Here is a 13128-nt window from a genome sequence, read left to right as displayed (position 1 = left end):
CATTACGCCGTCCCTGGCGGCGACCGCGGGCGGGCGTGCCCGCCGCCAGGTGTCGGTACCCTTAAGGGGTGGTAAGCAGAAGAGACCTTGGCTCCTGGCTCGAAGGGCCGCCCCAATCCAATGAGCAGAACTGGCCGGGCCAGCGCCTCGGCCTGCCCCGGAGCGGACCGGGCTCGATCGCCCGGCCGGGCCGCCGGATCATCGCGCTGATGATCGACTGGGGCCTGAGCTACCTGATCGCCGGGTGGCTGTTCGGCGGGGCGGAGCTGGGCATCCTGGCGATCTTCGCGGTGGAACAGCTGCTGCTGGTCGGCACGCTGGGCTACAGCATCGGACATCGGATCGTGGGAATCGCGGTGCGGAAACCGGACGGATCGGCACCCGGCCTCCTGGCCGCCGTCGTCCGCACCGTATTGCTGTGCCTGGTGATTCCCGCGGTGATCTTCGACCAGGACCAGCGCGGCCTGCACGACCGGGCGATGTCCACCCTCCTGGTCCGGATGTAGCCGGCGGCTGGAGTTCCCGAAAAGTCCCCTAACGACGGCGAAGGCCACCTGGATTTCCCAGGTGGCCTTCCCCGTCGTCAGGGTCAGCGTCCGCGCATGGCGCGCCGGTCCGGGCGGGCCTTGAAGGGGTCGACGCCCTTCGGGATCGGGAGCTTGTTGTTGCCGAGGGCGCTGAGGCGCTTGTCGACGGCCGACACCTCCTGCTTCGTCAGCTCCTTCTTGAGCTTCTGGACGCGCTTGGCCACCTTGGACAGCTCCACCTGGCCCTCGCCCCGGCCCGTCTCGATCACGTGGATCTTGACGTTGGGCAGGATGCGGGCGAGCCGGCGCCGCTCGCTGTCCACCAGCTGCTTGACGCGGTGCGACGGGCCCTCGGTCACCAGGACAATGCCCGGACGGCCGACGGCGCGGAACACGGCGTCCTGGGTGCGCGGGTTGACCGCGACGGGCTGCTCCTGCAGGATCCACCCGCGGCGCAGCACGCTGAGGGCGGCTCCGGACGCGCCCGGCTGGCCTTCGATCTGCGCGAAGGCGGCACGTTCGGCGCGCCGGGACAGGATGAACATGGCGGCGAGCAGGCCCAGCGGGATCGCAATGATGAGCAGCGTCACCCAGTTGTTGATCAGCAGGCCAATCAGCAGGCCGACGGCGACGATGCCCAGGAAGGCCAGCAGCATGATCCACACGACGTTGGGGTCGTTGCGCCGGGTCATCTGGAAGACCTGGCCGATCTGCTTCAGGCGGCCCGGGCCCTTCTTGGCCTTGGCTGGCTTGTCGGGCTTGGGCTTGCGCGAGAACAGGGCGCGCTTGGGGGTGGCGTCGGAACCGGTGCTATTGGACATAATGAGGCAATTCTACAGTGGCCGGGGACGGTGGAAATCAGTGCGCGACAAGGCTGGTCGCTTCCTGCCGCGTTGAGCCGGAATCGCCAATGTGCGCCAGCTCGGGCGGCAGCTCCCGGCCCTTCTTGCGCATCGCCGTCGCCCACAGCCGGCCCGCCCGGTAGGAGGACCTGACGAGCGGTCCGCTCATGACGCCGAGGAAGCCGATTTCCTCGGCCTCATCGCGCAGCTCGACGAATTCCTCCGGCTTGACCCAGCGGTCCACCGGATGGTGCCGCTCCGTCGGGCGCAGGTATTGCGTGATCGTGATCAGGTCGCAGCCGGCTTCGTGCAGGTCGCGCAGTGCCTCCGAGACCTCTTCCCGCGTTTCGCCCATGCCGAGGATGAGGTTGGACTTGGTGACCATGCCGTGCCGCTGGCCCTGGGTGATCACGTCGAGCGAGCGTTCGTAGCGGAAGGCCGGCCGGATGCTCTTGAAGATGCGCGGCACGGTTTCCACGTTGTGCGCGAAGACTTCCGGCGCCGATTCGCAGATGGCGGCGATGTGGTCCGGCTTGCCGGAGAAATCCGGAATCAGGAGTTCGACGCCGGTGCCCGGGTTCAGCTCGTGGATCTTGCGGACCGTCTCGGCATAGAGCCAGACGCCTTCGTCCTCGAGGTCGTCGCGTGCGACACCCGTGACGGTGGCGTAGCGCAGGTTCATGCTGGCGACCGAGCGGGCGACCTTGGTCGGTTCCATGATGTCGACCGGCGAGGGCTTGCCGGTGTCGATCTGGCAGAAGTCGCAGCGCCGGGTGCACTCGGACCCGCCGATCAGGAAGGTGGCTTCCCGGTCCTCCCAGCATTCGAAGATGTTCGGGCAGCCGGCCTCTTCGCAGACCGTGTGGAGGCCTTCGTCCTTGACCAGGTTCTTGAGCTGGACGTATTCGGGGCCGATGTTGACCTTGGCCTTGATCCACTCCGGCTTGCGCTCGACCGGGGTCGCGGCGTTCCGGGCTTCGATGCGCAGCAGCCGGCGGCCTTCGGGGGCAGCACTCACAGCAATGCTCCTTCCTGCCGGGCGGAACCGGCTCCGGTGGTGTCACCGGTCTTGACGAGCGCGGTTTCGAACCGGCGCAGTTCTTCTTCGACCCGGTCGGCGACGTCCGCCGGTGTCACGGTGCGCCCCGTTTCGGCGCTGATGGTCGTGGTGCCGGCGTCGCTGATCCCGCAGGCGATGATCTGCTCGTAGGGTGCCAGGTCGTTGCTGCAGTTCAGTGCGAAGCCGTGCATGGTCACGCGGTGCTTGACCCGGATGCCGATCGCCGCGATCTTCCGGTCCTGGCGGCCGCCTTCACCCTCGATCCAGACTCCGGACCGGCCCTCGATGCGTGTGCCGTTGATGCCGAAGTCGGCCAGGACGTTGATCAGGGCCTGTTCCAGGACATGGACGTAGTCCGCGACCTTGGTGGGTTCGGGCAGCGCGACGATGGGGTAGCCGACGAGCTGGCCGGGTCCGTGCCAGGTCAGCTTGCCGCCCCGGTCAACGTTGACAACGGGGGTGCCGTCCAGCGGACGCTCATGCTCTTCGGTGCGTTTGCCTGCCGTATATACAGAGTTGTGCTCGAGCAGCAGGACGGTGCTGGGTGCCTCGCCGGCGAGGACGGCATCGTGGATGCGGCGCTGGAGGTCCCAGCCGTCCTGGTAATCGACGTAGTCGGGGGCAAACCCGATTCGGGAAAACTCTAGGCTCATGCCGTCCAGCCTACGCCGCAGCCCCCTCCAAGACGTAGTTGTGTGTCGGCGGCCGGGAGGCTGCGGCAGCCTGTGGATAACCCGAGCGGCCGCCGGCCGCCTGTAGTAGATCTGGACACATGACACAGCCACTGTTACCCGATTCCGGCGGCCCGGCGGCAGGCGCCGAGGAGCCGCCGCGGCCTGATGCGCGGGGCTTTCGCGTGGTCCGCTGGCTCGGCAGCGGAGCAGCCGCCCACGTCTGGCTGGTGGCTGAGCAAGAAGGCGGCAGGGAGTACGCACTGAAGGTCTTCCGGCCGCAGAACGATGACGGTGCGGAGCCTGCCGATGCTGCCGCCGCGGAGGCGGACCGGGAGCGGCGGCTGTTGGGGGCAGCGGCCCATGACCATCTGGTGCCGGCCCTGCGGATGATTCCGACGGACACCGGGCCCGGGCTACTGCTCGAGTACGCTGCGGGCGGGTCGCTCGCTGCCCTGGTAGCCGCGCGGGGGCCCCTCAGCATCGCCGAGACTATTACTGTGCTGACGCCGATCGCCCAGGCCTTGGCATTCCTGCACGGACAGGGGCTGACCCACGGGGACGTGGCGCCGGGGAACGTGCTGTTCACCGAGCATGGCAAGCCGCTGCTCGGTGACTTCGGGGTCGCCCGCCGCGTCGGCTCGGTGCGCTCCCTCCCGGGCGGCACACCGGGGTTCTTCGCGCCGGAGACAGCCGGGCCCTCCCGTCCCGACCACGGACTCGAACCGGACGCGGATGTGTATGCGCTTGCCGCGCTTGGCTGGTACATGCTGACCGGACGGGTCCCGGCGCGCACGGCCAAGCGGCCGCCGCTGCGGGTCATGGTGCCGGACGTGCCGGTGCAGCTTGTCGAACTGCTTGAAGCAGGATTGTCGGAGGCGCCCGCCGAACGGCCCGGGGCCGAAGAGTTCGCCCGCCGTGCCTTCAGGGCGGCGCGGCCCGAGCCTGTGGATCTGGCCGCGGCCGTGCATCCCTCGGTGGCGCCCAAGCTGCTGACCCGGCGGGCCGCCTCGTGCAAGGATGGCCGGCCGGCGCTGCCCCTGCTGTTGCGGCAAATTCGCCGGATCAACGGGAAGCCGCGTGTGCGTCCCCGCTGGAGGCGCAACCGCCCGCCCGGTGCGCCGGAGCGGCCCCGCGGGGAGCATAGGGCGCGGCACGAAGCGGCGGCTGGAAGGGCCGGGAGCGCGGCCGGTGGGAAAAAGCGCGGCACCGTGTTCGCAGCCGGGCTGCTGGCGGCAGGAATCACCGCAGCCGTTCTCGTCGGTGCCGCTATCGCCGGGGCGGAGCAAAGGGGGCCGGCACTGAGGCAGGCCGGGCCGGAGGTTTCCCCGGCGGCTCCGGCTTCACAGGGCCCCGGTGCGCCGGCACGGGCGATGCCCGGCAAGCTTGCCGCCGCCGTAGCGGGTGATGACCCGGCAGCGGCGGTCCAGGGCCTGACCTGGCTCCGCACGGAAGCACTGGTGGCCAGGGATGCACGCCTGCTCGACCAGGTGAATGCCGAAGGGTCGCCGGCCATGGCCGCCGACCGCGAGGTCATCGCTGCGCTGGAGGAACGGGACCATCGCTTCAGCGGTCTGTCCGTGGACGTGTCGCATGCCGCCGTGGTGAGCCGTGCTTCCGGGGCCGCCCGGGTGGCTGCGACGGTGACCACCTCGGGTTTCGAACAACGCGACGCCGTAGGCGGCGTCGTTGCCGGTGCCGGCGAGCCGAAGGTGCAGCGCATCGTGCTCGCCCTCGTACGCGAGCGGGGCCGGTGGCTCATCTCCTCCCTTCATGATCCGCCACTTCATGATCCGCCGCGGTGACCGCGGCTCCGCGGGGTGACGGTGCGGCGTGGCTAAGATCGATGCATGACTTCCTCGAGCTACTTCCGTTACCCGCACCTGCATGCCGGCCTGGTCACGTTCATCGCCGAAGATGATGTCTGGGTCGCGCCGGTCGACGGGGGACGGGCCTGGAGGGTTTCGTCTTTGCAGCTGCCGGCGAGGAACCCCCGGTTCTCCCCGGACGGCTCGCAGATCGCCTGGAGCGTGGTGCAGGGGAGCGCCCCGGAAGCAGTCGCGGCATCCGCCGACGGCGGCGACTTCCGCCAGCTGACATACTGGGGCCACGCGACGACCCGGGTGAAGGGCTTTACCTCGGCCGGCGAGGCGATCGTGACCAGCGCCTTCCAGCGCGAAGAGTCGCGCCACACCTGGGCCCACGCCGTGCCGCTCGACGGCGCCGTTCCCCGGCTGCTGAACTTCGGGCCGCTCGACACGATTGCCTTCGGCCCGTCGGTCGGCGATGAGCGGCCTGTCGTGGTCGGCAGCGTCCTGTCGCGGGAACCGGCCTGGTGGAAGCGGTACCGCGGCGGGACCGCGGGCAAGCTCTGGATCGACCGGGACGGCTCGGGGCAGTTCGCCCGCCTGGTTCCCCAGCTCAACGGCAATCTCACGGATCCGATGTGGATCGGCGGCCGGATTGCCTTCCTCAGCGACCATGAGGGATACGGCAACCTGTACTCGGTGCTGCCCGACGGCAGCGGGCTGCGCCGCCATACGGATCACGAGGATTTCTATGTCCGGCACGCGTCCACCGATGGACAGCGTGTGGTGTTCGAATCTGCAGGCGAGCTGTGGCTGGCCGATGACCTGGACGCGGAACCCCGCAAGCTCGAACTGACGCTCGGATCCGCTTCCACGGCCCGCCGCCGCCGTCCGCTCAACGTCGAACGACACCTCGCCGCGGCCGTTCCCAACCGGGACGGCACTGCCTCCGTGGTGGAAACGCATGGCACCGTGCACTGGCTGACCCACCGCGACGGGCCGTCGCGGGTCGTCAAGGCGGCTCCCGGGGTGCGTGCCCGCCTGGCCCGCCCGCTCGGGGACGACGCCGTCATCTACGTCGCGGACCACGGGGGCGCGGAGGCACTCTACGTGCGCCGCGTCTTCGAGGACCTGCCGCTCCTGGACGCCGAGCCGCAGATCGGCGGGGAAGCCCCCGCGTCCGGTGAGGCCGAACCTCTGCCCCAGCCGGTTTCGGCCTCGGCGGTGCTGGGCAGGGCCGCAGTCGCCGTGGCTCCGGCGCCTGCCGTTGCGGCCGGGTCCGCTGAAACACAGTCCGGCCGGTCCTGGCTGGCCGATGATGAGGCCGGTCCCGTTCCTGCCCGCGGCGGAGGCGACACGCCGGTTGCGCCGTCCGGAACCCGCATCGATTTCCCGGAGCCAACGCGCGTCAGCCAGCTGTGCACCAGCCCGGACGGCAAGCTTGCTGCCGTCGCCACCGAGTACGGCCAGTTGCTGCTGCTGGAAGCCGAGTCCAAGGAGCTGCGGGAGCTCGCCTCCACGGGGCACGGTGCGATCAACGACGTCGCTTTTTCCCCGGATTCGAACTGGGTCCTCTGGAGCGAGCCGGTCACCGCGGAGGGGGCCCGCACGAAGCTGCGGATTGGCGCGGCGCGCGGCGGCGACGCCGTCCACGACATCACGGACGGGCGGTTCCGGGACCACTCGCCCGCGTTCACGCCGGACGGGAAGTTTGCCGCCTTCCTCTCGGAGCGCAGCTTCGACCCGGTCTACGACACGCACAGCTTCGACCTGAGCTTCCCGCAGTCGACCAAGCCGTTCCTTGTGGCCTTGGACTCGGCCACGCCGTCGCCCTTCGGTCCGGCAGTCCACGGCACGGTGCCCGAGGCGGAGCCCCGCAACGACGCGGACGGCGGGTCTGCGGCGCAGCCTGCCCGCACCGCCGTCGACCCCGTCCAGCTGGCAGGCCGGATCATTCCGATCCCCGTGGCCCAGGGCCGGTACAGCGACCTGAGCGCCGTGGACGGTGCGCTGCTCTGGCTCGCCAGCGACCTGGCCGGAGTGACCGGTGAGGGCCGCGCCTCCGCAGAAGAGCCGGCCGAACCGCACCGGCTCGAACGCTTCGACATCTCCCGGCGCGAGGTGACCGTGTTGGTGCCGGCGCTGGATTCCTACCTGGTTTCCGGTGACCGCAAGCGCCTGGTCTATGTGAACAAGAGGAAGGTCCGGAGCGTTCCGACGGCCGCCAAGGTGGAGGAAGACTCGCCGGAGAACGTCCAGGTGGACCTGGGCCGGATCCGCGTGCAGCTGGAACCGCTGAAGGTCTGGGGGCAGGCCTTCGACGAGGCCTGGCGGCTGCAGCGCGACTTCTTCTGGGCCAAGGACATGGCCGGCCTGGACTGGGAGCAGGTCTACAGCCGGTACCGGCCGCTCGTCGACAGGCTCGGATCCCACGACGACCTGGTGGACCTGCTGTGGGAGCTGCACGGCGAACTTGGCACCTCGCACGCCTACGTCACGCCGGCGCCGGCCGCCGAGCCGGGCGCCGGAAAGCAGGGCCTGCTCGGGGCCGACCTGGCCGTCACTCCGGCCGGCTGGACGGTGCAGCGCGTCCTGGCAGGGGAGTCCTCCGATCCGCTGGCCCGGTCCCCGCTGGCGGCCCCCGGTGCGGGCGTGAAGCCGGGGGATGTCATCGCAGCCGTGGACGGCGTCCCGGTGGACCGCAGCAAGGGTCCGGCCCCGCTGCTGTCCGGGGCTGCAGGCAAGACCGTCGAGCTGACCATCGTCAACGGTCCCGACAGCGCCGAATCGGGCCGGCAGCGCCGCATCGCCGTCGTTCCGATCAGTGACGAGGAAAGGCTGCGGTACCAGAACTGGGTCGCCGGCAACCGCCGGATCGTCCAGGAGGCCTCCGAGGGCCGCTTCGGGTACCTGCACATTCCGGATATGGTCGCCCGCGGGTGGTCGCAGCTGCACCGGGACCTGGACGTGGAGACGGCCCGGGACGCGCTGATCATCGACGTCCGCAGCAACCGCGGCGGCCATACGTCGCAGCTGGTGGCCGAGCTGATCGGGCGCAAGGTCACGGCGTGGAACCTTGCGCGCGGGGAACAGCCCGGCACCTATCCGGCCCATGCGCCGCGCGGACCGGTCGTCATGCTGACCGACGAGTACGCCGGCTCGGACGGCGACATCATCACGCAGGTGGCCAAGCTCCGCGGAATCGGGCCGGTCGTTGGCACCCGGACCTGGGGAGGCGTCGTCGGCATCGACGGGCGTTTCTCGCTGGTGGATGGCACAGGAGTCACGCAGCCCCGGTACGCCTTCTGGTTCACCCAGGGCGTCGGCTGGACCGTGGAGAACTACGGGGTCGACCCCGACATCGAGGTCCCCTTCCCGCCGCATGCCTATGCCGCCGGCGAGGACCCGCAGCTGGAACACGGCGTCGGCATCCTCAAGGAGATGCTCCAGGAACTGCCGACCGACCGGCCCCCGGCGCTGGCCGGCTACCCGTCCCTGCGGACCGCGCCGCTGCCTCCCCGTCCGCAGGGGAGCTGAGCATGTAGCCGCCGCGCCGTAGGCGCGCGGCGGCACGAGAGGGCCCGGCGCCATCCATGATGCGCCGGGCCCTTCCTCCGTCTGGCGGAGGTACCGTCAGGAATTCAGCGTTGCATCAAGCGTGATGCTCGGGACCGAAGCCAGGGCCTTGGAGACGGGGCAGCCTTCCTTCGCGGCCTGGGCGCTCTTCTGGAAGTCGGCGTCGCTGATGCCGGGGACGGACGCCTTGACGATCAGGCGGATCTCGCTGATCTGCGGCCCGTTGGAGGTGTCGAAATCCACCTCGGCGGAGGTCTCGATGCTCTCCGGCGAGTGGCCGGCCTCCTTGAGGATATTGCTGAAGGCCATGGAGAAGCAGGCCGAGTGGGCCGCGGCGATCAGCTCTTCCGGGCTGGTCTTGTCCTTGGCGTCCTCGGCGCGGGCCTTCCAGGTCACGTCGTAGGTGCCCAGGCCCGAGGTGTCGAGGGAAGTCTGGCCGGAGCCGGAGAAGAGGTCGCCCTTCCAGACGGTGTGGGCCGAACGTGTTGTAGCCATGTGCACTCCTTGCGTGGGAATCGTCCTGATGTGCTTCTTCCTTCAGGCATCGCCGCGGCGGCGCCTTCTTCCTCATCCTAGGGGTGCGGCTGGGGCAAGGCCACCGGGGCCCGAACATGAAGACGGCCGGCTTCCCCGGGAGGGAAGCCGGCCGTTCGGGGGCCGGCAGGCTACTGCCAGAGCGTCGCCACGGCGATGTTGACCAGGGCCATGCCGCCGACCGCGTGCGCGAGTCCGGTGCTGACCGGCTCGCCCTTCTTCTGCTTGCGGTACCCGATCAGGGCGGCCACGAAGACGACCAGGGCGATCACCAGTTTGACGCCGACCTTGATGTTGTTGACCTCGGCCAGGTCACCCATCTCGATCACGCCGACGAGCAGGAGGCCGGTCAGCAGCTGGACCCACGCGCCGTGGAACTGCCACGGGCTGACTCCGGGCTTGCGGAAGGTGGCGAACCAGACGCCGACGATGGCCGCGGCACCGAGGACGTGGACGAAGAGCAAGAGATACCGAAGGAATTCCATACCCTCGATCCTATCGACTCGCATCGGCCCGCCCGGACGCCGGCCCGGGTGGAGCGGATAACTTTTCTACAACGCGTAGTACCGCCGGGAGTGGCACGGAACCTGTACATGGAACGACGTCGGGTGCACCCTCGCAAAAGGAGTGCACCCGACGTCGTTAGCGGCTTGCGCCCTCGGGGTTAGAGTCCGAGGTCGGCCTCGAAGGCGCCGGCCTCGAGGCGCGCCTTGAGGGCCTGCAGGAAGCGTCCTGCGTCGGCGCCGTCGACCAGGCGGTGGTCGTAGGTCAGCGACAGGTAGACCATCGAACGGATGGCGATCGTGTCGTCGCCGTCGGCGTCCGTGATGACCACGGGGCGCTTGACGATCGATCCGACGCCCAGGATGGCGACCTGCGGCTGGTTGATGATCGGGGTGTCGAAGAGGGCTCCGAAACTGCCGATGTTGGTGATGCTGAATGTGCCGCCGGAGAGCTCGTCCGGAGCGATCTTGTTGGTCCGGGTGCGGTCGGCGACATCAGCGATCTTGCCGGCCAGGCCGGCCAGGTTGAGGCTGCCGGCATCGCTGATAACCGGAACGAGCAGGCCCTTGTCCGTGTCGACGGCGATGGCCAGGTGCTCGGCGTTGTGGTAGGTGATCTCCTGCTTCTCTTCGTCGTAGGACGCGTTGAGCTTCGGGTGCTGCTTCAGCGCCTCGGCCACGGCCTTGGCGAAGAAGGGCAGGAAGGTCAGCTTCACCCCGTTCTGCTGCTGGAAGGTGCCCTTGGCAGCGGCGCGCAGCTTGGCGATCCTGGTGACGTCGACCTCGGCGACCTGGGTCAGCTGGGTGGAAGTGTCCAGCGACTCGCGCATGCGGCGGGCGATGACCTGGCGGATGCGGGAAGCCTTCTCCACCGTGCCGCGCTTGGCGGAAGCGGCCGGAGCAGCCGAGGCGGCCGGAGCGGCTGCAGCTGCGGGGGCGCCAGCGGCCGGGGCCGAGGGGGCCTTGGCGGCTTCGGCGGCGGAGAGCACGTCCTGCTTGCGGATACGGCCGCCCACGCCCGTGCCGGTCACCGTGGACAAGTCCACGCTGTGCTGGTTGGCGAGCTTGCGCACCAGGGGGGTCACGTAGCCGGCCTCGGCGGCCGGGGCCGCTTCGGCTGCGGGAGCAGTCCGGGCCGGGGCTGCCGATGCGGGAGCCTCCTGCTTCGGTGCCTCTTCCTTGGTCGGGGCCGGGGCAGCCGGCTCCTCGACGGGTGCCGGGCGGTCGCCGGACGGGGCTGCGGCCGTCGGTTCGGCCTTGGCCGGGGCGGCTTCGGCCGGCGCTGCGGCACCGGAGCCGATGATGGCGAGCACGGAACCGACCTCGGCCGTCTCGTCTTCGCCGACGCGGATCTCCTGCAGGGTACCGGCCACCGGGGAGGGAATCTCGGTGTCGACCTTGTCGGTGGACACTTCGAGCAGCGGTTCGTCGACCTCGACCGAGTCGCCGACCTGCTTCAGCCAGCGGGTGACGGTGCCCTCGGTGACGCTCTCGCCCAGTGCGGGCAGCTTGACCTCGGTGCCTTCGCCGGAACCGGCGGCGGGCTTCGACTCGGGAGCCGGCGCCGCTGCTTCTTCCTCCTGGGCCGGCTGCTCCGACTGAGCCTCCTGCGGGGCTTCTTCCTGGGCGGGCGCCTCGGGGGCGGCCTCGGCCGCGCCGCTGCCCGAACCGTCGCCGATGCGCACCAGCGCAGCTCCGACGTCGGCCGTCTCGTCTTCGGCGACCAGGATCTCCTCGATCACACCGGCGACCGGGGAGGGGATTTCGGTGTCGACCTTGTCGGTGGAAACTTCGAGCAGGGGTTCGTCTACTTCGACCCGGTCGCCGACCTGCTTCAGCCAGCGGGTCACGGTGCCTTCGGTGACGCTTTCACCGAGTGCGGGCAAGTTAACGGTTTCAGACATGTCGTCCCCGTTCTCCTAATTCTCTGTGTCTAAGGCCCAGGCCGCGCAAAGGGGCCGGGAAGTCCTGTGATCGAGCTTAGTCCACCCGGCCGGTGGGGTCGGGTGGACCAAGCAAAGGCGTGTTCTTAGCCGTGCAGCGGGCGGCCGGCCAGGGCCATGGCCGCTTCGCCCAGCGATTCGTTCTGCGTCGGGTGGGCGTGGATCAGGGCCGCGACGTCCTCCGGGTAGGCCTCCCAGCTGACGATCAGCTGCGCCTCGCCGATCTGCTCGCCGATGCGGCCGCCGATCATGTGCATGCCGACGATCGGGCCGTCCTTCTCGCGGACCATCTTGATGATGCCGCTGGTGCCGAGGATGGAGCTCTTGCCGTTGCCGGCCAGGTTGTACTCGGCGGTCTCGACGTTCTCCTTGCCGTACTTTTCCTCGGCCTGCGGCTGGTTGAGTCCGACCGAGGCGATTTCCGGCTCGCAGAAGGTCACCTTCGGGATCTTGATGTCCTCGACGACCGCCGGGTTGTTGCCCGCGATTTCCTCGGCGACGAAGATGCCCTGCTGGAATCCGCGGTGTGCCAGCTGCACGCCCGGAACGATGTCGCCGACGGCGTAGATGTTGCCGACGCCGGTGTGGCAGCGTTCGTCGGTGATGACGAAGCCGCGGTCAACGGTGATGCCGTTGTCCTCGAAGCCGAGGCCGGCGGTCGCGGCGCCGCGGCCGACGGCGACCAGGAGCAGGTCCGCGTCGAACGTCTTGCCGTCCGCCAGCGTGACGGTGACGCCGTTCTCGTTCTGCTCGGCCTTTTCGAAGAACACACCGGTGTTGAACTTGATGCCGCGCTTCTTGAACGCGCGCTCGAGGTTCTTGATGATGGCCGGGTCCTCGTTCGGGACCAGCGAAGGCAGGCCCTCGACGATGGTCACGTCCACGCCGAAGGACTTCCAGACGGAGGCGAACTCGACGCCGATCACGCCGCCGCCGAGGATGACGGCCTTCTCCGGCAGCTCGGTCAGGTCCAGGGCCTGCTCCGAGGTGATGATCCTGCCGCCGATTTCCAGGCCGGGCAGGGTCTTCGAGTACGAGCCCGTTGCCAGGATGATGTTCTTGCCGGTGTAGGTCGTGCCGTTGACCTCGATGGTGTCCTTGCCGGTCAGCTTGCCTTCACCCTCGATGACCGTGATGCCGCGCATCTTGATGAGTCCGCTCAGGCCCTTGAACTTGCCGGCGACGATGCCGTCCTTGTAGGCCTTGACCGCGCTCATGTCGATCGAATCCAGCGTGACGTTGACGCCGTACTTGGAGGACGTGCGGGCGTGGTCGGCCAGTTCGGCCGAGTGCAGCATGGCCTTGGTGGGGATACAGCCCCAGTGCAGGCAGGTACCGCCCAGCTTGCCCTTTTCGATCAGTCCTACAGAGAATCCCAGCTGCACGGCACGCAGCGCCGCGGCATATCCGCCGCTACCGCCGCCGAGGATCAGGATGTCGAACTCTTGCGCAGTTGCCGAATCGGCCACGTGAACGCTCCCTCGATATTTTTCTGGACGTGCCGTTGCACGCCTGCTGTTTGAAATGGGTGAAGTGATCTTCGATGTTTTGACTCTCACCTTAGCCCCACCCATATTCCATCATCTACTTGATGAAGGTCCGGCGGGGCCTGATTGTGCCGGGATTCACCCCGTGCTGTGACAGCCGGAACGAGCTTGTGCTGG

10 protein-coding genes are annotated in these 13128 nt (G+C 69.0%); 3 read left to right on the top strand and 7 right to left on the bottom strand.

Annotated features, from left to right (window positions below; all coding sequences use genetic code 11):
- Window positions 1–68 precede the first annotated feature (68 nt).
- Window positions 69–506 (top strand): RDD family protein, encoded by a 438-nt coding sequence (locus AHIS1636_RS03120; RefSeq protein ID WP_264794353.1) that lies wholly within the window; start codon window positions 69–71, stop codon window positions 504–506.
- 83 nt (window positions 507–589) lie between these two features.
- Here AHIS1636_RS03120 and AHIS1636_RS03115 read toward each other — a convergent pair whose 3' ends face one another.
- The 3 genes from AHIS1636_RS03115 to lipB are packed head-to-tail and all read right to left on the bottom strand — an operon-like array spanning window position 590 to window position 3082.
- A complete protein-coding gene (locus AHIS1636_RS03115) occupies window positions 590–1348 on the bottom strand; it encodes a DUF4191 domain-containing protein (RefSeq protein WP_264794352.1) in 759 nt (252 codons plus the stop codon).
- A 37-nt stretch (window positions 1349–1385) separates the two neighbouring features.
- Window positions 1386–2387, bottom strand: a complete 1002-nt coding sequence (gene lipA, locus AHIS1636_RS03110) for a lipoyl synthase (protein WP_264794351.1) — start codon at window positions 2385–2387, stop codon at window positions 1386–1388.
- Entirely contained in the window at window positions 2384–3082 is a 699-nt protein-coding gene (gene lipB / locus AHIS1636_RS03105; protein WP_264794350.1) for a lipoyl(octanoyl) transferase LipB, read from the bottom strand. The genes lipA and lipB overlap by 4 nt, the downstream gene beginning before the upstream one ends.
- A gap of 119 nt (window positions 3083–3201) precedes the next feature.
- Between lipB and AHIS1636_RS03100 the strand changes: the two genes are divergently transcribed.
- Both AHIS1636_RS03100 and AHIS1636_RS03095 read left to right on the top strand, forming a co-directional pair.
- Window positions 3202–4905 (top strand): serine/threonine-protein kinase, encoded by a 1704-nt coding sequence (locus AHIS1636_RS03100; RefSeq protein WP_264794349.1) that lies wholly within the window; start codon window positions 3202–3204, stop codon window positions 4903–4905.
- 45 nt (window positions 4906–4950) lie between these two features.
- Window positions 4951–8445, top strand: a complete 3495-nt coding sequence (locus AHIS1636_RS03095) for a S41 family peptidase (protein WP_264794348.1) — start codon at window positions 4951–4953, stop codon at window positions 8443–8445.
- Between the two features lie 96 nt (window positions 8446–8541).
- Here the strand turns inward: AHIS1636_RS03095 and AHIS1636_RS03090 are convergent, their stop codons facing one another.
- From AHIS1636_RS03090 to lpdA, 4 genes are all read right to left on the bottom strand, one after another.
- The gene (locus AHIS1636_RS03090; RefSeq protein ID WP_264794347.1) at window positions 8542–8979 is read right to left on the bottom strand and encodes an OsmC family protein; all 438 of its coding nucleotides are present in this window, start codon (window positions 8977–8979) and stop codon (window positions 8542–8544) included.
- Between the two features lie 170 nt (window positions 8980–9149).
- Window positions 9150–9503: a hypothetical protein gene (locus tag AHIS1636_RS03085; RefSeq protein ID WP_264794346.1), complete on the bottom strand. Its 354-nt coding sequence runs from the start codon at window positions 9501–9503 to the stop codon at window positions 9150–9152.
- Between the two features lie 179 nt (window positions 9504–9682).
- The gene (gene sucB / locus AHIS1636_RS03080; protein ID WP_264794345.1) at window positions 9683–11425 is read right to left on the bottom strand and encodes a 2-oxoglutarate dehydrogenase, E2 component, dihydrolipoamide succinyltransferase; all 1743 of its coding nucleotides are present in this window, start codon (window positions 11423–11425) and stop codon (window positions 9683–9685) included.
- 125 nt (window positions 11426–11550) lie between these two features.
- Window positions 11551–12933, bottom strand: a complete 1383-nt coding sequence (gene lpdA, locus AHIS1636_RS03075; RefSeq protein WP_264794344.1) for a dihydrolipoyl dehydrogenase — start codon at window positions 12931–12933, stop codon at window positions 11551–11553.
- Window positions 12934–13128 lie beyond the last annotated feature (195 nt).

Origin of the sequence: Arthrobacter mangrovi, from assembly GCF_026011795.1 — a bacterium.
Taxonomy (GTDB): Bacteria; Actinomycetota; Actinomycetes; order Actinomycetales; family Micrococcaceae; genus Crystallibacter; species Crystallibacter mangrovi.
This window is presented reverse-complemented; position numbering and strand designations above follow the sequence as displayed.